Source organism: Micromonospora sp. SYSU B005 (assembly GCF_055362685.1).
Map to the genome: position 1 here is coordinate 260,311 of NZ_JAXCFU010000009.1, position 25,594 is coordinate 285,904.

Below are 25,594 nucleotides of genomic sequence, written 5' to 3' on the forward strand. Positions count from 1 at the left end.
CGGAACCACACAAACGAGGAGCGACTCAGTGGCAACCATCGAGGGAATCGTCGCCCGGGAGATCCTGGACTCGCGGGGCAACCCGACGGTCGAGGTCGAGGTCGGGCTCGACGACGGCACGATCGCCCGCGCCGCGGTGCCGTCCGGCGCCTCCACCGGCGCCTTCGAGGCGGTCGAGCTGCGCGACGGTGACAAGGATCGCTACCTGGGCAAGGGTGTCGAGAAGGCGGTCGCCAACATCGAGGACCGCATCGTCGACCAGCTCATCGGCTACGAGGCCAGCGAGCAGCGGCTGATCGACCAGAAGATGATCGACATCGACGGCTCGGACAACAAGGGCGAGCTGGGCGCGAACGCCATCCTCGGCGTCTCCCTGGCCGTGGCGAAGGCCGCCGCCGGCAGCGCCGAGCTGAGCCTGTTCCGCTACCTGGGCGGCCCGAACGCGCACCTGCTCCCGGTGCCGATGATGAACATCCTCAACGGTGGCGCGCACGCCGACTCGAACGTCGACATCCAGGAGTTCATGATCGCGCCGATCGGCGCGCCGACGTTCCGGGACGCGCTGCGCTCGGGCGCCGAGGTCTACCACGCGCTGAAGTCGGTGCTGAAGAAGAAGGACCTGTCGACCGGCCTGGGCGACGAGGGCGGCTTCGCCCCGAACCTGCCCACCAACGCCGCCGCGCTGGACCTGATCGCCGAGGCCGTGGAGAAGGCCGGCTACCGGCTGGGCACCGACATCGTCTTCGCGCTCGACGTGGCCGCCACCGAGTTCTTCGACAACGGCACCTACACGTTCGAGGGCAGCGCCAAGAGCGCCGAGGAGATGAGCAACTACTACACCAAGCTCGCCGGCGACTACCCGATCGTGTCGATCGAGGACCCGCTGGCCGAGGACGACTGGAGCGGCTGGGCCACGCTAACCGCCGCGCTCGGCGACCGCATCCAGATCGTCGGCGACGACCTGTTCGTGACCAACCCGCAGCGCATCGCCCGGGGCATCGCCGAGCAGGCCGCAAACGCGGTGCTGGTGAAGGTCAACCAGATCGGCTCGCTCACCGAGACGCTCGACGCCGTCGACCTGGCCCACCGGGCCGGCTTCAAGTGCATGATGAGCCACCGTTCCGGCGAGACCGAGGACACCACCATCGCCGACCTGGCCGTCGCCACCGGCTGCGGGCAGATCAAGACCGGCGCGCCGGCCCGCTCGGACCGGGTGGCCAAGTACAACCAGCTCCTGCGGATCGAGGAGGAGCTGGCCGACGCGGCGCGGTACGCCGGTGCCGGCGCGTTCCCGCGCTACCGTTCGGCCTGAGCGAGCGCTCCGGGGGAGGGGTGTGACGATGCAGCAGCGCCGCACACCGGGTGGCCAGCGGCCCGCCCGTCGGCCGGGTCAGCCCGGCCGGACGGGCGGCGCCCGGGTCCGGTCCACGGCACGCGACAACGGCGTCCGCGCGGAGGCGCGCGCCGCCGGCCGGTCACCCGGCGCGTCCCGTGCCACCGACGGCGTACGCTCCGCGAGCCGCCCGGCCGCGGCCCGGCGTACCGCCGCCGGTGGTCCGGTCAAGCGGCTCACCGCACCCCAACCCCGGCGCTTCACCGGGCGCGCCACGGTGCTGTTCGCGGTGCTGATCGCGCTCGCCCTGGCGTACACCTATCCGGTCCGGGTCTACCTGGACCAGCAGGCCGACATCGAGCGGATGGAAGCGGCGCAGGCCGCCCAGCGGGCCGAGATCGACCGGCTCACCGCCGAGGCGGCCAAGTGGAAGGACCCGGAGTACGTCAAGACGCAGGCCCGGGAGCGGTTCTTCATGGGCAAGCCGGGCGAGACGCTGCTCGTGGTGCTCTCCGACCCGGAGGGCGCCGCGAAGGACGCCGGCAAGGGCGCGAAGCCGGGGGCGCCGAAGCCGCCCGAGCCCTGGTACGACACCCTGTGGTCGAGCGTGCGGGCGGCCAACGCCGACCGCGGGGACAAGTGAGCTTTGATTCGAGAGGCACAACCTTGAGCGTCGTACCACCGCAGGAGCCGGCGGCGGACTCCGTACCCCCGCCGGAACGCCAGCCGGCCACCGAGGCCGACCTGGCCGCGGTGGCCGCGCAGCTCGGACGCCCGCCTCGCGGCACCCGCGCGGTGGCCCACAGGTGTCCGTGTGGTCTGCCCGACGTGGTGGAGACGACGCCCCGGCTGGCCGACGGCACGCCGTTCCCGACGCTGTTCTACCTGACCTGCCCGCGCGCCACCGCGGCGTGCAGCCGGCTGGAGTCGGCCGGGCTGATGAAGGAGATGGCCGAGCGGCTGGCGGAGGATCCGGAGCTGGCGGCGCGGTACCGGGCGGCGCACGAGGACTACCTGACCCGCCGGGAGGCGATCGGTGAGGTGCCGGAGATCGCCGGCATCTCGGCCGGCGGCATGCCGGGGCGGGTGAAGTGCCTGCACGTGCACCTCGGGCACGCGCTCGCCGCCGGGCCGGGGGTAAACCCGTTCGGCGACGAGACGCTGGCGCTGGTGGAGAAGTGGTGGGCGGCCGGCCCCTGCGTGGACGTGCCGCCGGCGGAGTGAGATGAGCGCCGACGAGATCACTGTGCGCCGGGCCCGCACCACCGACGTGCGTGGCATCCGGCGGCTGGTGGACACCTACACCGACGACCGGCGGCTGCTCAGCAAGGCGACTGTGACGCTGTACGAGGACGTGCAGGAGTTCCGGGTCGCGGTGACGCCTGATGGCACTGTGGTCGGCTGCGGCGCGCTGCACGTCATGTGGGAGGACCTGGCCGAGATCCGGACGGTGGCGGTCGACCCGTCCTGCCGGGGCCACAAGATCGGGCATCGGATCGTCGGCGGGCTGATCGACGCGGCACGGGAGCTGGGCATCGCCCGGATCTTCGTGCTCACGTTCGAGACCGGCTTCTTCGGCTCGTTCGGTTTCCGCGAGATCGACGGCGCACCCGTCCCGCAGCCGGTGTACGAGCAGCTCCTGCGCTCGTACGACGAGGGTGTCGCGGAGTTCCTGGACCTGGAACGGGTCAAGCCCAACACCTTGGGCAACACCCGAATGCTGCTGCGCCTCTGAGCCGGGGTGGGGGCGGGCTGCCGTAGGGTGGGCGCCGTGAGTGCGCGTGTGGCAGCCATCGACTGCGGGACCAACTCGATCCGACTGCTGATCGCCGACCTGCCCGAGGCGTCGGCCGGGGAGGCGGCGCCACTGGTGGACGTCTCGCGGCGGATGGAGATCGTCCGGCTGGGGCAGGGCGTCGACCAGACCGGCATGCTCGCACCGGAGGCGATCGAGCGGACCCGGGTGGCGCTCGCCGACTACGCAGCCGAGATCGAGAAGTCCGGCGTCGAGCGGGTACGCATGTGCGCCACGTCGGCCTCCCGCGACGCCTCCAACGCCGCCGACTTCCGCGCCATGGTCGAGCGCACGCTCGGCGTACCGCCCGAGGTGGTGACCGGCGACGAGGAGGCACGGCTGTCGTTCACCGGCGCGGTCCGCGGCCTGCCCGCCGACGCCGAGCCGCCGTACCTGGTGGTCGACATCGGCGGCGGCTCGACCGAGTTCGTCGTCGGCACCCGCGCCGACGGCGTGCGCGGCGCGATCTCGGTGGACATCGGCTGCGTCCGGATGACCGAACGGCACCTGCACGGCGACCCGCCGACAGCGGCGCAGATCGCCGCCGCCGAGGCCGACATCGCCGCGGCCGTCGACCGCGCGCTCGCCGCGGTGCCCGGCCGCGAGGCCGCCACGCTGGTCGGGCTCGCCGGTTCGGTCACCACAGTGGTCGCCCTGGCCGAAGGGCTCCAGGAGTACGACCCCAGTCGCATCCACCACGCCCGCGTCTCGTACGAGCAGGTGGCCGAGGTGACCGCCGACCTGCTCGGCAAGAGCAGCGAGCAGCGGCTGGCGTACCCGGTGATGCACCCGGGGCGGGCCGACGTGATCGGCGCGGGCGCGCTGGTGCTGCGAGTGATCATGGAGCGGGCCGGGATGCCGTCGGTGGTCGCCTCCGAGCACGACATCCTCGACGGCATCGCCTGGAGCCTGGCGGCGACCTCGAGATAGGTGGTTTCCCTGCGTGCGGCCGGTATGATTTCCATATGGTCACCACGGTCAATCTTCCTGACGGACTGCACGAACGGCTCAAGCAGCTTGCCGAGCAGGAGCACCGGTCGATGAACGCCACCATCGTTGTGGCCGTCGAGGAGTACGTCTCGGCGCGCAATCATCGTGCCCGCGTGCGGGATCTTGCGCGAGAGGTTGCCGAGCGTGACGCTGAGCTGCTGCGGCGGTTGGCGGAGTGATCAACTATCTCGAGGTCGACGACCTCGTGGAGATCGCCTCGATCGTGTTGGGTGAGACGCCGCAGGTCCGTGACTTCGGTCTGCTCTCTTCGGCGGTGGTCCGCCCGGCCACCGTGGCGTTCGGCCAGGAGGCTTATCCCGATCTCTGGACCAAGGCGGCCGCGCTGCTGCACTCGGTCTGCATGAACCATGCGCTGATTGATGGGAACAAGCGTCTCGCCTGGGCGGCGGGGCGGGTGTTTCTGGCCCTCAATGAGGTGCCTATCCAGGATGTCGACGTTGATCAGGCCGAGGCTCTCGTGATGTCGGTGGCCAGCGGCACCCTGACCGAGGTCTCGGACATCGCCCGCGAGCTCCGCAAGCTCTATGTCTGAGCCATCGGCGGAAATGCTGTCGCAGATGCCGGACGGCATCGCCTGGAGCCTCGCCTAGCCCTCTGGCTCTCTCGCCGCCGCCTCCTCAGGCGGTGATCAAGGAGTTTGTGTCTGGTCAGGGCGCCCGTGAGGACGCCAACTCCTTGGTCAACGAGGAGGGTGCGGCGCCAGCCCGTCGCCAGTTCGGGGCGGTGTTCCTTGATCCACTTCTCCACGTCAGACGCTGCTCCTCGACTGCCGACGTGACCGCGTCGCCCTGTCGATCCACATGGCGGGCTGCCTGTTCGACGCCACCGCCGACCTGATGGCCGCCAACCCGAACCCGGCCGACCTGTTCGACCGTTTCATCGGGTGGACCGCTCGCCGGTAGGTGTTGTGTCGTTGACGGTAGTGCGCATTGCGCACTAGTGTGCTGAGCGTGGATACCACGCAGCTCCTCAAGGGCGTGCTCGACCTGGCGGTGCTCGCCGTGCTCAAGGACGAGGACGGATACGGCTACGACATCCTGCGGCGGCTGCGCGAGGCCGGCCTGACCGAGGTCGGCGACGCCTCGGTCTACGGCACGCTGCGCCGGCTGTTCGCGGCAGGCCTGCTCACCACGTACGTGGTGCCGAGCGAATCCGGGCCGCACCGCAAGTACTACTCGCTGAACGCGGCCGGGCGTGACCAGCTCACCCGCTCCGGCAAGACCTGGCGCTCGTTCGCCACCACCATGGACGCACTGCTCGACGATCGGGGGATGGCGGCATGACCGTCATGGGGCAGGAGATCACGGACTACGTCGACCGGGTACGCGCGGCGCTCGCCGACCTGCCGCCGGCGGTCCGCGACGAGCTGACCGAGGACCTGCCGGAACACCTCGCCGAGGTGGCAGCCGAGGGCGACGGCGCACTCGTGGACCGGCTGGGCACCCCCGAGGCGTACGCGGCCGAGCTGCGCGCCGCCGCCGGTGCCCTGCCGAGCCGGCGGCCGGCGCGTTTCCACCGCCTCGCCGAGGCCCGGCGGGAGGCGGCCACCCAGCTGCGTCTGCTCGACCGCCAGCTCGGCCCGGTGCTCGGGCACGAGACGGTGAGCGACTTCCTGCGTCCGCTGCGCCCGGCCTGGTGGCTGCTCCGCGGCTGGCTGGCCGCGCTGATCGTGGCGTGGATGGTGGACGGCCGGTCCGGTTTGGTGCCCCGGCTGGACGGCAACAGCTCGATGGGGATGCTGCTGCTCATCGGCGCGATCGTCGCGTCCATGTGGTGGGGCCGTCGCTCGGCCGGGATCACCGGGTGGCGGCGGCAACTGCACCAGATCGGCACCGCCGCGCTGCTGTTGTTCTCCTTCGCCGTGCTGGCTCAGGTGGACGAGCGCGCCGACACCGACAGCTACGGCAGTTACGAGCAGACGTCGGTGGACCACCGGTACGAGCGGATCGAGGACGTCTTCGTCTACGACCAGCAGGGGCGGCTGATCCGCGACGCACGGCTCTTCGACCAGAACGGCGTGCCGATCACGCTCGGCTGGCCGAGCTGCATGGCCGACACGGGCGCGGTGCCGGAGATGCGTAACACCTACCCGTACTGCCCGGAGTTGGCGCCGTTCGGCCCGCCGGTCTCGCCGTCGATCGCCCCGCCCGCACCCGCGCCCACCGACAGCATCACCCCATCCGCGGCCCCGCCGCCCGCCCCGTCCACCCCCAGCGCTTCCCCGGAACCCACGTCAACCCCCTGAGTGCGCTCGACCGCGCGAGATCTTGGAAGGAAACGGCCCTCATAAGGGCCGCAATCTTCCAAGATCTCGCGCGGAGCCGCTGTCAGGCGATGGCGGCGATGTCACCGTCGTCGAAGTAGATCGCCTGATGGAGTCGGCCACCCAGGGCGGCGGCGAATCGGGCCACCACCTCTTGGCCGGAGATGTTTCCCTGCTCGATCTGGGAGACCCGTCCCTTGGTGACGCCCATCCGGTCGGCGACCTGCTGCTGGGTCAAGCCGCGCGCTCGCCGTACCTCCGCGAGGCGATGGCCGACGACCTCGGCGAGGAGTTCCTGCTTACCCGCATCGACTGCCTCTTCCCCGCCGGCCCGGGCGACGTGGTCGGCGCGGATGTCCTGCCACCGGGAGTAGTCGCTCATGCCTTTCCCTCCTCTCGTGCCCGGTCCTTGAGGTAGAGCTCGTAGCGGTGCTCGGCGACGGGAATGGCCTCCTGATACCACGTCTCCCATCGGCCGGACTTGTCGCCGGCGACCAGGAGGATGCTCGACGAGGGGCCGTCCGAGTCCTGGTCCGTGCTCGGCCAGGAGGTCGATCACCTGCACCACCCGCGCATGGGTGGACGCGTCGAGAGTGTCGAGCCACTGCCGCACCTCGTCGACCAGGTAGACGTCCCAGTCTCCAGCCACCACGGGAGCTGGTTTAGCAATCGCTATACCCGGCGTGTGTGCCTGTCCGGCGGTTCGACAGGAGGTGAATGCCACTGTTGTTCCGTCTTCCCCGCGCCGGTGACGGCGTGGCACGCTACCGGCACGTATCAGCCAACTGGGCGACCAGCCAATGATGACTGACCGCTAGGAGGACGGGCCCATGGGCGAGATGGTGAGCTTCACCGGCAACGGGGGGACGAGCGAGGGGTATCTCGCGATACCCTCCGGCGGTGCGGCCAGCCCGGCGGTCATCGTCATCCAGGACTGGTGGGGACTGGTGCCCCACGTCCGGGCCGTGGTGGATCGCTTCGCCGAGGCCGGCTTCGTCGCCCTCGCGCCCGACTTCCGGCACGGCGGGCCGGCCGTGAAGCCGACCGAGCCGCGACTGATGCTGAACAGCTCCCAGATGGACGAGGCGGCCAGCGACATCGCCGCCGCAGCCGAATACCTGGCGAGCCGGTCCGAGGTCGCCGGCAAGGTGGGCTGCGCCGGGTTCTGCGCGGGCGCCAGCCTGGCCCTGTGGTCCGCCACGTTCTCCGAGCGCATCGTCGCGACCGCCGGGTTCTACCCGCGCCTGCCCTGGGAGGGCATGGCCACCGACTGGGCCGACTACGCCGGGAAGGCAGCGCTCATCCACTGCTCCGAGGCGGACGGCCTGTCCGCCGCCGACGGGGTGCAGAGCGTACGCCGGTCCATCGAGTCCGCCGGTGGCACCTGCCAGACGTTCGACTACCCGGGCACCGCGCACGCCTTCTTCAACGAGGACCGGCCGGAGCACTTCGACCAGCGGGCGGCCGCCACCGCCTGGGCCCGCACGCTGGAACTGTTCCGGGCGAAGCTTGGCTGAGTCGCGTACCCCGCAGGACGTGGTCGCCCGCGCCGCGCGGGCGGCCGACCTGGCCGACCTCGACGGCGCGGTCAGCGACTGCTTCGCCTGCCCACGCCTGGTGACGTGGCGAGAGGAGGTCGCCCGGGTCAAGCGGGCGGCCTTCCGCGACCAGGACTACTGGGGACGGCCGGTGCCCGGCCTCGGGCCGGCGGACGCCCGGATCGCGATCCTCGGCCTGGCGCCGGCCGCGCACGGCGGCAACCGCACCGGCCGGATCTTCACCGGGGACCGGTCCGGTGACGTGCTGTTCGCCGCGCTGCACCGCGCCGGGCTGGCCAACCAGCCGACGAGCGTGTCCGCCGACGACGGCCTGACGCTGCGCGACACCCGCATCTTCGCCGCCGTGCGGTGCGCGCCGCCGGACAACAAACCCACCCCGGACGAGCGGGACACCTGCGCGCCGTGGCTGCACCGCGAGGTCGGGTTGATCCGGCCCACGCTGCGCGTCGTGGTCGCGCTCGGCGCGTTCGCGTGGGCCGCGTGGTGGCCGGTGCTACGCCAGGTGTACGGCCAGCGACCGCCCACTCCGCGACCGGTGTTCGGCCATGGGGCACACTGGTCCGGCGAGTCGGTGCCGGCGTTGCTGGGCTGCTATCACGTCAGCCAGCAGAACACGTTCACCGGCCGGCTCACACCGGCGATGCTGGACGACGTGTTCACCCGGGCGAAGGACCTGGCCGGGGTGGACTGAGGAACACCTGAGGCGGTGGGATGGATTTCGGCGTACTGCGCAGGTGGTGGCCGGTCGCCGCGGTGGCGGTGCTGCTCGCGCTCGCCGCGTTCGCCGCCGGTCACTCCGCCATCGGGGCCAGCCGGATCCCGCCCGCCGCCGACACCATCCCGTACGTGCCGGACTACCCCTCGCCCGAGGCGGTGCCGTCGATCCCGGTCGAACCCCGCGACGTGGGCGAGTCCACGTCGGGCGGTGTGCCCGACTGGCTGGCCACCACCGCCGTGGCGTTGCTGTTCGCGGCGGTGCTGGGCGCCGTCGGGTACGTCCTGTGGAACGTGCTCCGGGGCGCGCTGCGGCGCACGACTCGCGCGGTGCCGGTGCGGCGCTCGCGGCGTACCGCGGAGGGGACCGCCCGTGAGGTGGTGGCCGCGCTCGACGCCGGACTCGTCGAACTGGACGACCGCTCCACCGACCCGCGGACCGCTGTGATCGCCTGCTGGGTACGCCTGGAGGAGGCCGCCGAGGACGCGGGTGTGCCCCGGCACACCGGTGACACCCCGACCGACCTGGTCGGCCGGCTGCTGCGCGGCGACCCGGCGGCCGGGATCCCGGCGATCGCCAGTGCCGACGTGCTCGACGGTTTCGCGCACGTCTACCGGGAGGCCCGCTACGCCACGCACCCGGTCGACGAGCACACCCGGGACCAGGCCCGCGCCGCGCTGCGCCGGTTGCGCGGCGAGTTGACCAGCCTGGCGGGGGAGGCGTCGTGAGCACCAGCATCGACGACCTGATGTCGTTCGGCGAGGAGCCCGCCGGGGAGGCCGAGCGTCCGTCCGGTGGCGGCCGGGCGCGCGCGCTGCTGCGGACCGCCGCGGTCACCGCGGCCGTCGTCGTGGTGATCGTGGTCGGGCTGCGCGCGGTCGGCCTGAAGGTGCCGATCTGGATCATCGTGGCCGGGGTGCTCGCCGTGCTCGCCGTACGCCGGGTCACCACCGCGCTCTCACCCCCGCCGCCGCCCCGCGCGGGTGCCCGGGCGCCCGCCGGCGAGGAGCCCGGCACCTGGAACTGGTCCGCCCGGGACGCGCTGCGTACCGCGATCAACGGCTGGGAGCGCCCGCTGGACTGGTCCGCCGACAACCGGGAGCGGTTCACCGAACGCATCCTGCCGCGCCTCGGCGAGCTGGCCGACGAACGGCTGCGTCAACGGCACGGCGTCACCCGTGAGTCCGACCCGGCCCGCGCCCGAGCCCTGCTGGGCGAGCCACTGTGGACGTTCCTCGCCACCCCCGTCCGCCGCACTCCGTCGCCGCGCGACCTCGCGGCGATCGTCGCCGAACTGGAGAAGATCTGATGAACGACGTGGACCGGAGCATGGCTCCCGCCGAGGTGGGCCGGCTCGCCCGGGCCGTGTTGGAGGCGGTCGGCACCGTCGTGGTCGGCAAGCGGGACGCGCTGGAGCTGGTGCTGGCCGGCATCCTCGCCGGTGGTCACGTGCTGCTGGAGGATCTGCCCGGCCTGGGCAAGACGCTGACCGCGCGCTGTTTCGCGCAGGCGCTCGGGCTGGACTTCCGGCGCCTCCAGTTCACCCCGGACCTGCTGCCCGCCGACGTGACCGGCTCGTTCCTCTACGACCAGAGCAGCGGCGACTTCGCCTTCCGGGCCGGGCCGGTGTTCACCAACCTGCTGCTCGCCGACGAGATCAACCGGACGCCGCCGAAGACGCAGTCGGCGCTGCTGGAGGCGATGCAGGAGAAGCAGGTCTCGGTGGAGGGCGTGACCTACCGCCTCGACGAGCCGTTCCACGTGCTCGCCACCGCAAACCCCATCGAGTACGAGGGCACGTACCCGCTGCCGGAGGCGCAGCTCGACCGGTTCCTGCTGCGGGTCTCGTTCGGCTACCCCAGCCACGACGAGGAGTGGGACGTGCTGCGCCGCCGGATCGCCCGCCGCCGCGAGGAGGCGGAGATCAAGCCGGTGGTGGACGCCGCCACGCTGCGCGCCATGCAGGCAGCGCTGGAGGACGTGGTGGTCGAGGACTCGGTCGGCCGATACATCGTGGCGCTGACCGCCGCCACCCGGGAGCACCCGTCGGTGCTCGTCGGCGCGTCCCCGCGCGGCTCGCTGGCGCTGCTGCTGCTGTCCCGCGTCCGGGCGGTGCTCGCCAACCGGGACTACGTGGTGCCGGAGGACGTCAAGGCGGTGGCGGCGCCCGCGCTGGCGCACCGGATCACGCTGCGGCCGGAGATGTGGCTGCGCCGCGTCGACCCGTCGTTCGTGGTCGGCGAGGTGCTGGAGTCGACGCCCGCCCCGGCCAGCGGCGCGCTGCCCAGCTACGCCGCCGGACGCTGATGGACCGGGCCGACGCGGCGAGCGGCTGGGCGCCCACCTGGGCGCTCGGCCGGGCCGTGCTGCTCACCGGCGTACTGCTCGTGGCGGCAGTCCTGCTCGGCCGCATCGACCTGGTGGTGCTCGCCACGCCGTTCGCGCTCGGGACCGCGTACGCGCTGCGTCGCCGCCCCGCCGGGCTGCCCGAGCTGGAACTCGGCGTGGGGGACACCCACCTGGTCGAGGGCGCGCCGCTGGCCGCCACCGTCGCCGTGGCCAACCCCGACCTGATCGGGTACGACCTGGCTGTGGTCCGGACCCGGATGTCGCGCTGGCTTCGGGTGGAGCAGGTCGGCTTCGGCGGCACCGGGCTGGACGTGAGCCGCTCCGGCGGGGCGGACCGCCCGTTCGTCACCTCCGTGCCGCGGGGCAGCGCCGTCGACCTGGAGCTGACCGGCACCGCCCTGCGGTGGGGGCGGCACCCGATCGGCCCGGCCGGGGTGCGGGTCGCCGCCGCCGACGGGCTGCTGGTCTCCCGCGCGGTGATCACCGACCCGATCCGGGCGCGGGTCTATCCGCGTACCGAGCCGTTCGACGCGGTCGAGGCGATGCCCCGGGCCGCCGGGCTGGTCGGCGGGCACCGGTCGCGGCGGCCGGGCGAGGGCGGCGAACTGGCCGGGGTACGCGTGTTCGCACCCGGCGACCGGCTGCGCCGGATCGACTGGCGGGTGTCGCTGCGGGCCCGCCAACTGCACGTCGCCGCCACGCTCTCGGACCGGGACGCCGAGGTGGTGGTGCTGCTGGACGTGCTGGCCGAGGCCGGACGTTCCGGTGGCGTGAACGGCACCGCGTCGGTGCTGGACACCACCGTGCGGGCCGCCGCCGCGATCGCCGAGCACTACCTGCACCGCGGTGACCGGGTGTCGATGCTGGAGTACGGCCCGGCCGCCCGCCGGCTGCGTCCGGCCACCGGGCGGCGGCAGTACCTAACCGTGCTGGAGTGGCTGCTCGACGTGCAGGCCACCACGTCCCCGCACGAGCCGTACGACCAGGTCTTCGGCCCGCAGGTGCTCTCCTCGGACGCGCTCGTGGTGGTCCTCACGCCGCTGCTCGACGAGCGGTCCGCGCAGATGCTGGCCCGGCTGGCCCGGGGTGGCCGGTTCGTGGTGGCGGTGGACACGCTGCCGGCCGAGCTGCCGATGCCGAAGGAACGGGGCTGGGCCGAGGTGGCGTACCGGCTGTGGCGGCTGGACCGGGACACGATGATCGGCCAGCTCCGCGAGCACGGCGTGCCGGTGGTGCGCTGGGCGGGCGCGGGCAGCCTGGACGAGGTGCTGCGCGACGTGGCCCGGCTGGCGACCGCCCCGAAGGCGGGACTGCGGTGAGCGCGAGGAACGCAGCGAAGCGGAGTCCCGCAGTCGCGAACGAAAGGCCGGCTCAGTGACGGACGCCCTGGTCGAGCGGGTGCGGGCGCTGCGGTACGCGGCCGCCCGGGTCAGTCCGCTGCCGCTGCTCGTACGCGGCGGCATCTTCCTCACCGTGCTGGCCGGCTTCCTGCTCGCGTACCCGGTGCAGGCCCTCACCCCGCGCTCGCTGCTGGCCATGACGGTGGCCGCGGTGCTCCCGGCGGCCGGGCCGCGCCGGATCTGGCCGACGTTCACCGCGCTGGTGACAGTCGGCGGCTGGCTGCTGGCCACGCTCGGCTTCGACCGGCCACCGGCGCTGTGGCGGCTGCTCGCCGTGGCGACGCTGCTCTACCTGGCGCACTCGCTCTGCGCGCTGGCCGCGCTGCTGCCCTACGACGGGCTGATCGATCCGGACGTGGTGCTGCGGTGGCTGGGCCGGGTGGGCGGCGTGGTGCTCGCCAGCGCCGTGCTCGGCGTGGTGCTGGCGTGGCTCGGGGGAGTGGGCGGCACGGACGGCTCCCAGGCCGCGACAGTGGCGGGACTGCTGGTGGCGGTGGGACTGAGCGGCTTGCTGGGCTGGCTGCTCCGGCGCAGATGACCCAGCGTTCCGGGGACGTTGCGCAGGTCACACCGGTTGTGCTCCGTCACAGAAGGGGGTCTCGCGCGGGATTACCCGAAGCACCCGGGGAAAGATAGATGACGTGAACCCGAAGCGGATCCTTGTCGTGGGTGCCGGTCACGTGGGCCTGTACGCCGCTCTGCGCCTGTCCAAGAAGCTGAGCAGGCGTGAGGCGGAGGTCATCGTCGTCGACCCGCAGCCGCACATGACGTACCAGCCGTTCCTCCCGGAGGCATCGGCGGGCAACATCTCCCCTCGGCACGCCGTGGTGCCGCTGCGGCGGGAGTTGCGCAAGTGCACCGTGGTGGCGGGCACCGTCACCCGGATCGACCACGACCGCATGACCGCCGTGGTGCAGCCGATCAGCGGCCCGGCCCGGGAGATCCAGTACGACCACGTGGTCGTCGCCCCCGGCTCGGTCTCCCGCACCCTGCCGATCCCCGGCCTGCACGAGAACGGCATCGGGTTCAAGACCATCGGCGAGGCCATCTTCCTGCGCAACCACGTGCTGGACCGGCTCGACGTGGCGGCCTCCACCACCGACCCGGCGGTCCGCAGCCGTGCGCTGACGTTCGTCTTCGTGGGCGGCGGCTACGCCGGCATCGAGGCGCTCGCCGAGATGGAGGACATGGCCCGGGACGCGCTGCGCTACTACCCGGAGCTGAAGCCGGAGGACATGCGCTGGGTGCTCGTCGAGGCGACCCAGCGGGTGCTGCCCGAGGTCGACCGGGACATGGGCGCCTACACGGTGCAGCAGCTGATGAAGCGGGACATGGACATCCGCCTGGACACCCGGCTGGAGTCCTGCGTCGACGGTGTGGTGAAGCTCTCCGACGGCGACAGCTTCCCGTCCGACACCATCGTCTGGACCGCCGGTGTGAAGCCGTCGCCGATGCTGGACGCGACGGACTTCCCGCGTGACGAGCGCCGCCGGGTCACCTGCCGGCCGACGCTGCAGATCGTGGACGGCGACCGGGTGGTCGAGGGCGCGTGGAGCGCCGGTGACTGCGCCGCCGTACCGGACCTGACCAAGGAGCCGGGCAACTTCTGCTCCCCGAGCGCCCAGCACGCGGTGCGGCAGGCGGCGCGGATGGCCGACAACATCGCGAACGTGATCCGCGGGCGCGAGCCGGTCGACTACAAGCACAAGCACGCCGGCAGCGTGGCGAGCCTCGGCCTGCACAAGGGCGTGGCGCAGGTCTACGGCATCAAGATGACCGGCTGGCCGGCGTGGTTCATGCACCGGACGTACCACATGTCGCGGATCCCCTCGTTCAACCGCAAGGTGCGCGTGGTGGTCGACTGGACGCTGGCGTTCTTCCTCAAGCGTGAGGTGGTCGCGCTGGGCCAGCTGCACGACCCGCGCGAGGAGTTCGCCGAGGCGTCCGCCCCGCCGGTCGCCGCGCGCGTCTGACGCGTTTCGGGTAAGGGCCCTTTCCGTACGGGAGGGGCCCTTCGCCGTGTCCGGGTTCAGAAGCGCCAGGTCCAGGCGTCGGCGAGCCGCGTACCCGGCCGCCCGAACAGCTGCTCCACGCTTCGGCGCAGCATCTCCGCGTGCGGCGTGTCGTCCGTCACCGCGACGCACGAGGCGTGCCAGAACTCGACGTCCCGCGCGGCCTGGCGGCGTTGCCGGTCACCGATCGCGGGCACCACGCCCCGGCGGGCCACGTCGGCGAGCAGCGCCGAGGTGGGACGCTGCCAGGTGCCCATGGTGGCCGAGCCGTGCGGGCCGTACGGGCCGATGAAGAAGCCCTCCGGCATGGCGAACGCGACGCCGGTGGCGGTGGCCCAGCGCATCGGCCAGGGATCCTGCGGGGTGGCGGTGGGCACCGGCACCAGCACCCCGCCGGGGTGTACGCACTTCCGCCAGTGGCCGCCGGTGACGAACTCGGGCAGCGGCGGCCGGTCCATCGTGGGCAGCGGCGTGGGAAGGACACTGAGCAGCGCCGCGCCGACCGCGAACGGGACGACCCGGCGGGCCCGCCCGGATTCGCCGAGTGCCCGGTGCACGGCGAGGGTGAGCACGGTGCCGGCGAGCGGCAGCACCGCCAGCGCGAAACGCATCGGCAGCGCGCCGTCCACCACCGGCAGCTCGGCCAGCAGCGCGTACGGGCCGGGAATCCCGGTCCGCTCGCCGCCCGCCACCACCTCCGGGCCGAGCGCGAGCGCGGCCATCGTCAGCGCCCCGGCCACGAGCGCCACCACCGGGGCCCGCCGCCCCAGCCAGACCGCGCAGGCGGCGGCGACCAGCAGCAACGGCCAGCCCAGGAACGTGGTGAACTCGGCCGGGCCGGTGGTGAGCCGTACCGCCTCCGGGCTGCCGAACACCGTCAGCGCGGACAGGCGGGTCCAGCCGATCAGGTCGGCGGAGAAGTAGGCGGGCGGGAACATGCCGTCCGCGACGCCCTGCGGGCCGGCGAACTGCACCCACAGCGGGTACGCCAGCACCGGCAGCGCCAGCCCGGCGGCGACGAGCAGGCCACCGGCGAACCCGGAGCCGGCCCGGCGCAGCAGATCCCGGTCGGCCAGCCCGTACGCGACGGCGGTCACCGCCAGGGTGAGCGCGGCGAGGAACAGCACCTCCTCGCCGACGAAGACCTGCACGGTGACGACCGCGGCGAGCCCGGCCGCGGAGGAGGCCATGCGGCGGCGGTCCGGACCGTCCGGGCGACCGGCCGGGTCGGCGGCGCGCAGCAGCCGGACCACGAGCCAGACCAGCACCGGGACCAGCCACTGCGCGGTCATGTGCAGGTGGCCGTTGCTCTGCGAGACCATGCCCGGCCCGAAGCCGCAGAGCGCCGCGCCGAGCGCGGCAGCGAGCCGGCGGGCCCGCAGGACGCGGGTGAACAGCAGGTACCAGGCGAGCGCCGTACCGGCCATGTTCACGGCGACGAGCAGCGCGAACGTGACAGGCGCCCCGAACGCCAGCGTGACCGGGGCGAGCAGCACGCCGAGCGCCACGACCGAGGTGTTCGCCATCAGGTTGACCCCGTCCGGCGCGTTCAACCGGCCGGTGACCAGGCTCAGCTCGCCGCGCAGGGCACGCGCGTCCAGCGCCAGGAACCACTCGTACAGCGTCTGGTCCGCCGGGTTGAGGGCGAGTGCGCGCGTGCCCGGCGCCGGCCAGAGGCCGTGGGTGAGCCAGGCGGCGAGCGCGACGAACGCCAGCCCCACGAGCAGGTCCGCGCGGTGCCGGCGGACGGCGGCCGTCACCCGCCGCGCGACCCCCGCCGGACCGGCCGCCCGGCGGTGATCGGGCCGGAGGGCCGGGCGGGCGGCGCTGGTCACGGCCTCGACCATAACGGCCGCACCCGCCGGGGTACGCCGCGTCGCGGCCGAGCCGCTACGGTGAGATCTGCACCGCCGCGTGTCGACGCGCCGGTGTCACCCGCCCGGGTGGTGGAACGGCAGACACGGCCGCCTTAAAAGCGGCTGCCGCAAGGCGTGCGGGTTCGACCCCCGCCCCGGGCACGTCAACTCTCAGCTTTCCCACAGCTAGCCGTAGCGCGCGCGATTGCGCCCACGTCTACCCTGGAGTAGCACGTCTTTCGTGCGATCGACCCCCTGAGGGAGGCCTGAGAAGTGAAGACCTCGAACCCGGTGCTCGCCCGGCTCGGCCAGGCGGCAGAGCGTGAGCGGGCGGCCGGGTACGCCCAGCCCGGGCCGTACGGTCAGCCCGGATACCCCCAGCAGTACCCGCAGCAGCAGTACCCGCAGCAGCCCTACGCCCAGCCCTACCCGGGCGGCTACGGCCAGCCGGTGGCCCCGCCCACCGTGACCCCGATGACCCTCGACGACGTGGTCGTCAAGACGGTCCTCATGCTCGCCATCCTCGGCGCCTCGGCCGCGGCGGCCTGGGTACTCGTGCCGGACTCGCTCGTCGGCGTCGCGTGGATCGGCGCCGCGGTGGTCGGCCTGGTGCTCGGCCTGATCATCTCGTTCTCGCGGATGGCCAACCCGGCGCTCGTCGTGGCGTACTCGGTCATCGAGGGCGTCTTCGTCGGCATGGTCAGCAAGGCGTTTGAGTCGCTCTACGACGGCATCGTGCTCCAGGCGGTCGTGGCCACGTTCGGCGTCTTCTTCCTGATGGCGATGATCTACAAGGCGCGGATCATCCGGGCCACGCCGAAGTTCGCCCGGATCATGGTGGCGATCATGGCCGGCCTGTTCGGCGTGATGCTGGTCAACCTGGTGCTGGCGCTGTTCGGCGTCAACACCGGCCTGCGTGACGGCAGCCCGCTCGCGATCGGCTTCAGCCTGGTCTGCATCGTGGTGGCGTCGCTGAGCTTCGTGCTCAACTTCGCCGACATCGAGGAGGGGGTCCGGATGGGCCTCCCGCAGCGCTACTCCTGGACCGCCGCCTTCGGCATCGTGGTCGGCCTGGTCTGGCTCTACATCGAGATCCTGCGGCTGCTCAGCTACTTCCAGGGCGACGACTGACATCACGCCCTCCCCGACGACGCCCGCCTGCCGCATCCGCGGCGGCGGGCGTCGCCGTTTCCCCGTCCCCGCCGGGCCGCCCGGGGCAGAGTGGGATCCGGGTACGTGGGCGGGAGGTGGTCACGGTGCGCAGTGCCAACCCGGTGCTGGACCGGCTGGACGACGTCGGCCGCGCCGAGCGGCAGGTGCTCGGGGTCGGTACCGCCGACACGATGACGGTGGCCGACGTGGTCAGCCGGACCGTGGGTCTGCTGCTGGTCACCGGTGTCACGGCGGCGGTGTCCTGGGTGGTGGTGCCGCAGGCCGCGTGGATCTCCGCCGCGCTCGCCGGGAGCGCGCTGGCCAGCCTGGCCCTGGTGCTCGTCATCTCGCTGAAGCAGATCACCAGCCCGCCGGTCATCGTCGGGTACGCCGTTCTGCAAGGGCTGCTTCTCGGAGTGGCCAGCCGCGCCTTCGAACTGGTCTATCCGGGCATCGTGGCGCAGGCGGTGGTCGGCACGTTCGGCGTCTTCCTCGGCATGGCCGTGCTCTACCGGGCCCGTCTGGTCCGCGCCACCCCGCGCCTGGCCCGGCTGGTCATCGGCATGCTCGTCGGGATCGTGGCGATCGGCCTGGTCAACCTGTTCGCGTACCTGTTCACCGGGCGGCAGGGGGTGGTGGTCTACAGCCTCAGTGACCGGGTGGGCTGGTTGCCGTACCTGTTCTCGGTGGTGGCGATCATCGCGGGTGCGCTCAGCTTCATCCTCGACTTCGACCTGGTCGAGCGGTCGGCCGCGAACCGGCTGCCCCGCCGCTACGCGTGGTACTGCGCCTTCGGTCTGCTGGTCGGGCTGATCTTCCTGTACTGGCAGATCCTCCGCCTGCTCAGCTACGTACGACGCTGACGCCGGCTGAACATGCTCCGGCCGGGTGTCGCCGTAGACTCGGCGGCGATGAGCGCAGCGGAACTGGACCGGGCGGTGACCCTGCTGGTCCGACAGGTCGGGCACTGGCAGCAGCCGCGCTGGTCGGCCAAGGCGGACGGCGGGAACGTGTCCCGGGCCGACCTGGTGCACAAGCTGGTCCAGGAGATCGCCAACCTGGCCGCCGACGCGGCCGGTGAGCCGCGCCGCGACGTGCCCCGCCTCCCCAGCGACCTGGCCCTGCCCGACCAGCTCCGCGTGGTAGCCGCCGATCTGACCCTCGCCGCGCCCCCGGACCAGGTCCTGGCCACCGCCACCGACGCGGTGACCCGAACCCGCACCGCCCTCTGACCCTCCGCTCCGGCCTCGTTGATCATGAAGTTGGCGGCGACAAAACGGACGTCGATCGCCGCTAACCTCATGATCGACGGAGGAGGGGGACGGTCAGGGCTTGAGCCAGCGGCGTACCTTGCGGTGTCTTGAGCGGTCGCGGGCCCGCAAGACGGCCGGGCGGTCGTGGCCGGCGGCCTCGGCCTGCCTCGCGTGCAGCAGACCGTAGGTGAACGTGTTCTCGCCGTCGGCGTACGCCTGGAGCGCCTGCCGTCGCAGCACCTCCCGGGTGACCACCGAGTCCTGGTGGGTGCCGAGCAGGTCCTGGAGCGCCTTGAACCGCTTCACCAGGCGAGCGGCCCGCTTGCCGGCGGCCGGCTCGCGCACCTCCACCGCGTAGCGGGCGGCCTTGAGCTTCTTGCGCGCCTCGTGCAGCGCGGCGTCCCCGTCCGGCCCGGTGGTGGCGAGCGCCCGGTCCAGCCGTGTGTCGGCGCGGCGTACCGCCTTGCGGATCCGGCGGTCCGTCCAGCGCCGGCCGACGTCGGCGGGCGGGGCGTCGGCCAGCCGGTCCAGGCGGGCCAGCAGGGCGGGGTAGCGGTCGGAGTCCAGCGCGGACCGCAGCGCGATGGTCGCCTCGGCCAGGTCGGCGGCGAACCGTTCGCCGATCCGCGCCGCGACCGGGCCGAGCACCAGCTCGTCCGGCAGTTCGTGCACCGCCTCGGTGAGCCGGGCGGCCATCACCTGGGTGTCGCGGACCCGGCCCAGCTCGCCGCCGAGCCGGCGCAGCTCGGCCCGGACCGCCTCGCTCTCCCGGCGGTCCCACAACCCCCGGAAGGTACGCAGCGTCGCCCGCAACCGGCGGGTCGCCACGCGCATGTCGTGGATCGCGTCCTCGTCCCCCTGGTACGCGGCCGCGTGGTTGCCGACGATCGCGTCCCGCTGTGCCCTGACGTACGCGAGGACCGGTCCCGCCGGACCGTCCGGTTCCCGGTCGTCGAAGCGCTCGATCCGGCCGGCGACGGCCCGGTGCGACTTGCTGACCGCCACCTCGCGGGCTCCTGCCGCGCGCAGCCGCTCCCCGAGGGCGTCGAGCAGCGCCTCGTCGCCCTCGACCAGCTCGATCTCGATCTCGTGCCAGGTCCGCGCGGTGCCGTCCACCAGGTCCTCGGACCGGACGTCGTCCTCGGCCACCTCGGCCAGCACCCGGCCGTCCGCGTCGAGCAGCCGGTGCTCCCGGCGGCGGTTGACGACCCGGGCCGCCGGAGCGACAGGGCGACCGCGCGACGCGCCCCGGATCAGCGCGACCAGCTCGGCCGGCGGGCCGTCGTCGGACGCCCCGGCCGGGAACTGGTGCTCCACCCGGGCGCCACCCACAGCGCCCACCTTGAGGTGCCAGCCCGCGTCGTGCCCGCCGGTACGCCGACGCAGCGCGTGCCCGCTGCGCAGCAGGAGCAGGTCGACGGTGTCCCAGTAGACGGCGTCCAGATCCGAGACGGTGGCGTCGGACATGGTCACGACGCCACCGCACCCGGTCAGGTCGGGCAGCCGGAAACCCTCGTCGCCGGAGTACTTGCGCTCACGTTCCACGACGGTCGCCATGCGGCCTCCCGTACCCGGCCCGCGCACCGGCGAACCGGTCTCAGCTCAGTCGTTCGAGCACCATCGCCATGCCCTGGCCACCGCCGACGCACATGGTCTCCAGACCGATGGTCTTGTCGTGCCACTCCAGCGCGTTCAGCAGCGTGCCGGTGATCCGGGCACCGGTCATGCCGAACGGGTGGCCGACGGCGATCGCGCCACCGGCGACGTTCAGCTTCTCCTCCGGGATGCCGAGCTGCCGGTACGAGGGGATCACCTGGGCGGCGAACGCCTCGTTGATCTCGACCAGGTCGACGTCGTCGATGGTCATGCCGGCCCGCTTGAGCGCCTGCTTCGACGCCTCGACCGGGCCCAGGCCCATGATCTCGGGGGAGAGCGCGGTGACACCGGTGGAGACGATCCGGGCCAGCGGGGTGAGCCCCAGCTCGGACGCGCGCTGGGCGCTCATGATCACCACGGCGGCGGCGCCGTCGTTGAGCGGGCAGCAGTTGCCGGCGGTAATCCGGCCGTCCGGGCGGAACACCGGCTTCAGGCCGGCCACCGCCTCCAGCGTCACCCCGGCACGCGGACCGTCGTCGGTGCTGACCACCGTGCCGTCCGGCGTGGTGACCGGAGTGATCTCGCGAGCCCAGAAGCCGTCGGCGATCGCCTTCTCGGCGAGGTTCTGGCTGCGGACGCCGAACGCGTCCATGTCCTCGCGGGTCACGTCGTACGCCTGGGCCAGGTTCTCGGCGGTCTGCCCCATGGCGAGGTAGATGTCGGGGAGCTGCCCGGCCTCGCGCGGGTCGGTCCACACCTCGGCACCGCCCTGGGCGCGGGCCGCGGAACGCTCCCGGGCCTCGGCGAAGCGGGGGTTCTCCCAGCCGCCGCCGACGAGCGCCTGCGCCTCCGGCGGCAGCGTGTCCGAGTTGCCCCGGGCGTACCGGGACACCATCTCCACGCCGGCGGAGATGAACACGTCACCCTCACCGGCCCGGATCGCGTGCATCGCCATCCGGGTGGTCTGGAGCGAGGACGCGCAGTAGCGGGTCAGCGTGGCACCGGGCAGGCCGTCGAGGCCCATCAGGGTGGCGACCACCCGGGCCATGTTGAAGCCCTGCTCACCGCCGGGCAGACCGCACCCGAGGTAGAGGTCGTCGATGGTGGTGGGATCGAGCGCCGGGACCTTGTCGAGGGCGGCCTGGACGATGGTGGCGGCGAGGTCGTCCGGGCGGACCTCGCGGAGGGAACCCTTGAACGCGCGGCCGATGGGGGACCGGGCGGTGGCGACGATGACGGCGTCGCGGGGCGACTCAATCGGCATGAGCCAACGTTAACGCGCGAGTAACATGCCCGGGAAGCCGCACGGCGGGCGGGAAATGTCACCCCGTGGGCGGTCGCCGGTGATGCCGGAACGCGACGGCAGCGGCCGCCTCGACCGCCGGGAGCAGGGCGTGCGCCCAGACTCGGTAGCCGTCGGCCGACGGGTGGAAGCCGTCGTGGCAGAGCGTGCCCGCGTCCGCGCGGAACACCGGACCGGTCTCGGTGCCCAGGTCGACGACGGTGCCGCCGGCGTCCAGCACGGCCGCCGTCTGGGCCCGCGCCATCCGCCGCCCGGACCAGCCGAGCACCTGGCGCAGCGGTGCGGCGACCGCGCGTACCGCGCCGAGATCGGGGCACGTGCCCACCACCACCTCGACGTGGGCCTCCCGCAGACGGCGTACCGCCGAGCCGAGATAGGCCGCCGCGTCGCCGGGCCGGGACATCGCGGTGGCGTCGTTCGCCCCGATCAGCACGACCGCCACGTCCGGCCGCTCACCGAGCAGTGCCCGGGCCACCTGGGTCGCCAGGTCGGTGGCGCGCGAGCCGGAGACCCCGACGCTGGACAGCTGCACCCGGCGGCCGGTCGGCCCCTCGGCGAGCAGGTTGGCGAGCTGACCGCCGATGGTGTCCTCGAACCGGTCGACGCCCACGCCGAGCGCCGACGAGTCACCCAGCAGCACCAGCCGCAGCGGCGGCGCGTCGGCGCGGCCGACCGTCGCGCGCAGCACCAGGCCCAGCTCGGGCTGGGCGTACTCGCGGGTCCGGGCGGCGATGGCCTGGCCGGCCAGGACCGCCGCGCCGCCCACCGTGCCGGCCAGCAGCGACAGGGCCGCGGCCCGGCCCCACCGGGCCACCTCACCGCGCTCGCTCATGACAGCACTCCGCTTCGCTCGCTGCGCTCGCTCATGCCGTTCCCTCCAGCGTTGCCGAGTCGGCGGCGCTGCCGGTCGGTGGCACCGCGCCGACGCCGAAGAAGGCCCGCCGGCGAAGCTGCGCCCACCGCCCGCCCGGCCCGCGGTCGCGACCCCGGAACTGGGCGCCGCTGACCTCCGTGCCGGCGTGCCGGACCGCCTGGTGGGCGGCCTCCGGGAGCGACCGTACGCCTTCCACGCCGGGCAGGACAGGCCTGCGTTCCGGGACCGCGCCCAACGCGGACAGCACGGTGGGCAGCAACGCCGCCGCGGCTATCGCGTACCCCTCGGCTGAGGGGTGGAACCGGTCCCAGGCGAACATCCGCCCGGGGTCGGCGGCGAAGCGCGGCCCGAGCATGTCGCCGAGCGAGACGGCACGGCCGCCGGCCTCGACCACGCCCACCGTCTGCGCGGCGGCGAGCTGGCGGCTCCACCGCCGGGCCAGCCAGCGCAGCGGCGGCTGGATCGGCCGGATGGTGCCCAGGTCGGGGCAGGTGCCGACGACCACCTCACAGCCGGCCGCCCGGAGCGTGCGGACCGCGTCGACCAGGTGTCGCACCGCTACCGAGAACGGTGAGCGGTTGGTGACGTCGTTGCCGCCGACCAGGATCACCGCGACGTCCGGCTCGACCTCCAGGGCGGACTCGACCTGCGGCTTCAGCCCGGACGACAACGCGCCGACCACGGCGAACCGGTGCAGCCGGACCGGCCGGTGCAGGCGGCGGGACAGCCCGGTGGCCAGCAGTGAGCCCGGTGTCTCCCGGCGCCTGTGCACGCCGTATCCGGCCGCTGAGGAGTCGCCCAGGATGACCATCGTGATCGGCGGGCCGGGCAGTCTCGCGCCGTACACACCGTCGCAGCGCGGCGGCGGGGCCTGCGCCATCGGGATGGTGCGGCGGGCCTGCCGGGCCTGGCCGAGCAGCACCCCACCGGTGGCGGCGGTGGCCGCCACCGTGGCGCCCGTGCCGATCGCCGCGAGGCGGGCGATCTGCCGGGCGCGCTGCCGGCGGACCGGCGCGACGGAACCAGCGTCCCCCATGAACCGACAGTATCGCGCCGGTACGACCACTGCTGTCCTTGATCGGATGGCTGGGCGGTGCCCGGATTGGGTACCGACGGGGGCAGCGGACATGGACTTGCCATCGGGCCGCACCATGGTCGAGCGGAGAGGGGCGACATCATGGGGAAGACGTTGAAGCGCAGCGCCGCGTTCGCGGCGCTGGCCCGGGCGCTGGCGGCCGGTACGCGGGGCGGGCCGTCGCTCGGGGCACGGCTGGCGGCGCTGCCGCGGATGATCCGCGCGACCACCCGTGGCGAGTACGACGGCGGCCTGCGCCTGGCGCTGATGGCCGGGGCGACGGCGTACATCGTCTCCCCGATCGACCTGCTGCCGGAGATCCCGCTGGCGATCTTCGGGCTGGCCGACGACGCGGTCATGGTCACCTGGCTGGCCGGCAGCGTGCTCGCCGAGACCGAGCGGTTCCTGGAGTGGGAGGCACGTCGCAGCTCCGTCATCCCCGGGCATGTGGTGCCCTGACGGCACGTACGCTGGTCGGCGAACTGACCGCTGACCGACCGCCCCACGACGGCGGCGCGACGAAGGGCACAACGAGGTGCAGTACTACGACAACGTCGTCGAGCTGATCGGCAACACCCCGCTGGTACGCCTGCGCAACGTCACCGAGGGCATCCAGGCCACCGTGCTGGCGAAGGTGGAGTACGTGAACCCGGGCGGCTCGGTCAAGGACCGGATCGCGCTGCGCATGGTGGAGGACGCCGAGAAGGCGGGCATCCTGGGGCCGGGCGGCACGATCGTGGAGCCGACCAGCGGCAACACCGGCGTCGGGCTGGCCCTGGTGGCCCAGCTCCGGGGCTACCGCTGCGTCTTCGTCTGCCCGGACAAGGTCAGCCAGGACAAGCAGGACGTGCTGCGCGCGTACGGCGCCGAGGTGGTGGTCTGCCCGACCGCCGTCGCGCCGGAGGACCCGCGTTCCTACTACAACGTCTCCGACCGGCTGGCCCGGGAGATCCCCGGCGCGTGGAAGCCCAACCAGTACAGCAACCCGGCCAACCCGCGCTCGCACTACGAGACCACCGGCCCGGAGCTGTGGCGGCAGACCGAGGGCAGGATCACCCACTTCGTCGCGGGCGTCGGCACCGGCGGCACCATCTCCGGCATCGGCCGCTACCTCAAGGAGGCGTCCGAGGGCCGGGTCAAGGTGATCGGCGCGGACCCGGAGGGCTCGGTCTACTCCGGCGGCACCGGGCGGCCGTACCTGGTCGAGGGCGTCGGTGAGGACTTCTGGCCGGAGACGTACGACCGGGGGATCGCCGACGAGATCGTCGAGGTGTCGGACAAGGAGTCCTTCGAGATGACCCGCCGGCTGGCCCGCGAGGAGGGCTTGCTGGTCGGCGGCTCCTGCGGCATGGCCGTGGTGGGCGCGCTGGAGGTGGCCCGCAAGGCCGGACCGGACGACGTGATCGTGGTGCTGCTGCCGGACGGCGGCCGGGGCTACCTGTCGAAGATCTTCAACGACAAGTGGATGGCCCGGTACGGCTTCCTGGACGACTCGGGCACCGAGCCGACGGTCGCCGACGCGCTCGCCGGCAAGCCCGGCGGTCTGCCCGAGCTGGTGCACGTGCACCCGACCGAGACGGTCCGCGACGCGATCGACTACATGCGCGAGTACGGCGTCTCCCAGCTCCCGGTGCTCAAGGCCGAGCCGCCGGTGGTGACCGGTGAGGTGGCCGGTTCGATCGCCGAGAAGGACCTGCTCGACGCGCTGTTCACCGGCCAGGCCCACCTGCACGACACGATCGAGCGGCACATGGGCGAGCCGCTGCCGATGATCGGCGGCGGCCAGCCGGTGAGCGAGGCGGTCGGGCTGCTGGAGAAGGCGGACGCGGCGCTGGTGCTGGTCGACGGCAAGCCCAAGGGCGTGCTGACCCGCCAGGACCTGCTCGCCCACCTGGGCGCCCGCTGACCCTGCGTTGTAAGGAAGGGCCCCCTCTTAACACTCGGTGTTAAGTGAGTGTTTGAGATTTGGGGTGCGGCGGCGTGTCGGGTTGAGGTGAGGGAAGGCCCTCGGTAGGTCCGGTGGTGTCGAGCCAACCGTTTCCATACCG

Annotated in this window: 28 protein-coding genes, 1 tRNA gene and 1 pseudogene; 23 read left to right on the top strand and 7 right to left on the bottom strand. The window is 72.9% G+C overall.

Going from position 1 to position 25,594, the window contains the following annotated elements; translation table 11 throughout:
• Positions 1–28 precede the first annotated feature (28 nt).
• The 9 genes from eno (at position 29) to SM452_RS21750 (ending at position 6,384) form a co-directional block, all read left to right on the top strand.
• A complete protein-coding gene (eno, locus tag SM452_RS21710) occupies positions 29–1,312 on the top strand; it encodes a phosphopyruvate hydratase (protein WP_013284093.1) in 1,284 nt (427 codons plus the stop codon).
• 28 nt (positions 1,313–1,340) lie between these two features.
• Entirely contained in the window at positions 1,341–1,976 is a 636-nt protein-coding gene (locus SM452_RS21715) for an FtsB family cell division protein (RefSeq protein ID WP_262012514.1), read from the top strand.
• 23 nt (positions 1,977–1,999) lie between these two features.
• Positions 2,000–2,557: a DUF501 domain-containing protein gene (locus tag SM452_RS21720; RefSeq protein WP_135243360.1), complete on the top strand. Its 558-nt coding sequence runs from the start codon at positions 2,000–2,002 to the stop codon at positions 2,555–2,557.
• A gap of 1 nt (position 2,558) precedes the next feature.
• Positions 2,559–3,068: an amino-acid N-acetyltransferase gene (locus SM452_RS21725; RefSeq protein WP_135243361.1), complete on the top strand. Its 510-nt coding sequence runs from the start codon at positions 2,559–2,561 to the stop codon at positions 3,066–3,068.
• A 48-nt stretch (positions 3,069–3,116) separates the two neighbouring features.
• On the top strand, positions 3,117–4,058 hold the full coding sequence (locus tag SM452_RS21730) for a Ppx/GppA phosphatase family protein (RefSeq protein ID WP_463840568.1): 942 nt from the start codon (positions 3,117–3,119) through the stop codon (positions 4,056–4,058).
• A gap of 35 nt (positions 4,059–4,093) precedes the next feature.
• Complete coding sequence (locus SM452_RS21735; RefSeq protein WP_013731632.1) at positions 4,094–4,297, top strand: ribbon-helix-helix domain-containing protein; 204 nt, start codon at positions 4,094–4,096, stop codon at positions 4,295–4,297.
• Positions 4,294–4,671 carry a type II toxin-antitoxin system death-on-curing family toxin gene (locus tag SM452_RS21740; protein WP_281600423.1) on the top strand — a complete coding sequence of 126 codons (378 nt, stop codon included), beginning with the start codon at positions 4,294–4,296 and terminating at the stop codon, positions 4,669–4,671. Before SM452_RS21735 ends, SM452_RS21740 begins: the two co-directional genes overlap by 4 nt.
• A gap of 418 nt (positions 4,672–5,089) precedes the next feature.
• Positions 5,090–5,422 (top strand): PadR family transcriptional regulator, encoded by a 333-nt coding sequence (locus SM452_RS21745; protein WP_030271259.1) that lies wholly within the window; start codon positions 5,090–5,092, stop codon positions 5,420–5,422.
• A complete protein-coding gene (locus tag SM452_RS21750; RefSeq protein WP_355506627.1) occupies positions 5,419–6,384 on the top strand; it encodes an HAAS signaling domain-containing protein in 966 nt (321 codons plus the stop codon). The genes SM452_RS21745 and SM452_RS21750 overlap by 4 nt, the downstream gene beginning before the upstream one ends.
• A gap of 82 nt (positions 6,385–6,466) precedes the next feature.
• On the opposite strand, the gene SM452_RS21755 is transcribed toward SM452_RS21750, so the two are convergent.
• Complete coding sequence (locus SM452_RS21755) at positions 6,467–6,784, bottom strand: helix-turn-helix domain-containing protein (protein WP_355506625.1); 318 nt, start codon at positions 6,782–6,784, stop codon at positions 6,467–6,469.
• Positions 6,781–7,054: pseudogene (locus tag SM452_RS21760) on the bottom strand (type II toxin-antitoxin system RelE/ParE family toxin). The gene SM452_RS21755 and the pseudogene SM452_RS21760 overlap by 4 nt, the downstream one beginning before the upstream one ends.
• Before the next feature lie 178 nt (positions 7,055–7,232).
• Here SM452_RS21760 and SM452_RS21765 point away from each other — a divergent pair.
• From SM452_RS21765 to SM452_RS21800, 8 genes are all read left to right on the top strand, one after another.
• The gene (locus tag SM452_RS21765; RefSeq protein ID WP_135243364.1) at positions 7,233–7,919 is read left to right on the top strand and encodes a dienelactone hydrolase family protein; all 687 of its coding nucleotides are present in this window, start codon (positions 7,233–7,235) and stop codon (positions 7,917–7,919) included.
• Between the two features lie 19 nt (positions 7,920–7,938).
• A complete protein-coding gene (locus SM452_RS21770) occupies positions 7,939–8,652 on the top strand; it encodes a uracil-DNA glycosylase (RefSeq protein WP_262012748.1) in 714 nt (237 codons plus the stop codon).
• A gap of 20 nt (positions 8,653–8,672) precedes the next feature.
• Entirely contained in the window at positions 8,673–9,404 is a 732-nt protein-coding gene (locus tag SM452_RS21775; protein WP_262012510.1) for a DUF4129 domain-containing protein, read from the top strand.
• A gap of 20 nt (positions 9,405–9,424) precedes the next feature.
• On the top strand, positions 9,425–9,985 hold the full coding sequence (locus SM452_RS21780) for a hypothetical protein (RefSeq protein WP_402815138.1): 561 nt from the start codon (positions 9,425–9,427) through the stop codon (positions 9,983–9,985).
• The gene (locus SM452_RS21785; protein WP_194798551.1) at positions 9,985–10,983 is read left to right on the top strand and encodes an AAA family ATPase; all 999 of its coding nucleotides are present in this window, start codon (positions 9,985–9,987) and stop codon (positions 10,981–10,983) included. Before SM452_RS21780 ends, SM452_RS21785 begins: the two co-directional genes overlap by 1 nt.
• Positions 10,983–12,344 carry a DUF58 domain-containing protein gene (locus SM452_RS21790; RefSeq protein WP_262012508.1) on the top strand — a complete coding sequence of 454 codons (1,362 nt, stop codon included), beginning with the start codon at positions 10,983–10,985 and terminating at the stop codon, positions 12,342–12,344. Before SM452_RS21785 ends, SM452_RS21790 begins: the two co-directional genes overlap by 1 nt.
• Before the next feature lie 55 nt (positions 12,345–12,399).
• On the top strand, positions 12,400–12,963 hold the full coding sequence (locus SM452_RS21795; RefSeq protein WP_262012507.1) for a hypothetical protein: 564 nt from the start codon (positions 12,400–12,402) through the stop codon (positions 12,961–12,963).
• A 103-nt stretch (positions 12,964–13,066) separates the two neighbouring features.
• Positions 13,067–14,398 (top strand): NAD(P)/FAD-dependent oxidoreductase, encoded by a 1,332-nt coding sequence (locus SM452_RS21800; RefSeq protein WP_013284111.1) that lies wholly within the window; start codon positions 13,067–13,069, stop codon positions 14,396–14,398.
• 56 nt (positions 14,399–14,454) lie between these two features.
• Here the strand turns inward: SM452_RS21800 and SM452_RS21805 are convergent, their stop codons facing one another.
• Positions 14,455–16,284, bottom strand: coding sequence for a DUF6311 domain-containing protein (locus SM452_RS21805; protein ID WP_463840563.1), 1,830 nt, complete (start codon positions 16,282–16,284; stop codon positions 14,455–14,457).
• Between the two features lie 90 nt (positions 16,285–16,374).
• On the opposite strand from SM452_RS21805, the gene SM452_RS21810 reads away from it, so the two are divergent.
• The 4 genes from SM452_RS21810 (at position 16,375) to SM452_RS21825 (ending at position 18,677) form a co-directional block, all read left to right on the top strand.
• Positions 16,375–16,455, top strand: a tRNA-Leu gene (locus SM452_RS21810).
• 111 nt (positions 16,456–16,566) lie between these two features.
• On the top strand, positions 16,567–17,424 hold the full coding sequence (locus tag SM452_RS21815) for a Bax inhibitor-1/YccA family protein (RefSeq protein ID WP_194798542.1): 858 nt from the start codon (positions 16,567–16,569) through the stop codon (positions 17,422–17,424).
• A gap of 125 nt (positions 17,425–17,549) precedes the next feature.
• Positions 17,550–18,308: a Bax inhibitor-1/YccA family protein gene (locus SM452_RS21820; protein ID WP_262012505.1), complete on the top strand. Its 759-nt coding sequence runs from the start codon at positions 17,550–17,552 to the stop codon at positions 18,306–18,308.
• A gap of 48 nt (positions 18,309–18,356) precedes the next feature.
• Positions 18,357–18,677 (top strand): hypothetical protein, encoded by a 321-nt coding sequence (locus SM452_RS21825; RefSeq protein ID WP_355506617.1) that lies wholly within the window; start codon positions 18,357–18,359, stop codon positions 18,675–18,677.
• 93 nt (positions 18,678–18,770) lie between these two features.
• On the opposite strand, the gene SM452_RS21830 is transcribed toward SM452_RS21825, so the two are convergent.
• Genes SM452_RS21830 through SM452_RS21845 form a run of 4 tightly spaced genes read right to left on the bottom strand, consistent with a single transcriptional unit; the run spans position 18,771 to position 23,507 of the window.
• On the bottom strand, positions 18,771–20,255 hold the full coding sequence (locus SM452_RS21830) for a CYTH and CHAD domain-containing protein (protein ID WP_463840564.1): 1,485 nt from the start codon (positions 20,253–20,255) through the stop codon (positions 18,771–18,773).
• Between the two features lie 40 nt (positions 20,256–20,295).
• Positions 20,296–21,558, bottom strand: coding sequence for an acetyl-CoA C-acetyltransferase (locus SM452_RS21835; protein ID WP_355506613.1), 1,263 nt, complete (start codon positions 21,556–21,558; stop codon positions 20,296–20,298).
• A 58-nt stretch (positions 21,559–21,616) separates the two neighbouring features.
• Entirely contained in the window at positions 21,617–22,429 is an 813-nt protein-coding gene (locus tag SM452_RS21840; RefSeq protein WP_194798538.1) for an SGNH/GDSL hydrolase family protein, read from the bottom strand.
• 31 nt (positions 22,430–22,460) lie between these two features.
• Positions 22,461–23,507 (bottom strand): SGNH/GDSL hydrolase family protein, encoded by a 1,047-nt coding sequence (locus SM452_RS21845; protein ID WP_262012501.1) that lies wholly within the window; start codon positions 23,505–23,507, stop codon positions 22,461–22,463.
• A gap of 141 nt (positions 23,508–23,648) precedes the next feature.
• Here SM452_RS21845 and SM452_RS21850 point away from each other — a divergent pair, with 141 nt between their 5' ends.
• Both SM452_RS21850 and SM452_RS21855 read left to right on the top strand, forming a co-directional pair.
• The gene (locus SM452_RS21850; RefSeq protein WP_013474058.1) at positions 23,649–24,005 is read left to right on the top strand and encodes a YkvA family protein; all 357 of its coding nucleotides are present in this window, start codon (positions 23,649–23,651) and stop codon (positions 24,003–24,005) included.
• Positions 24,006–24,081: 76 nt separating this feature from the next.
• A complete protein-coding gene (locus SM452_RS21855; RefSeq protein WP_030501320.1) occupies positions 24,082–25,452 on the top strand; it encodes a cystathionine beta-synthase in 1,371 nt (456 codons plus the stop codon).
• The last annotated feature ends 142 nt before the right edge of the window (positions 25,453–25,594 follow it).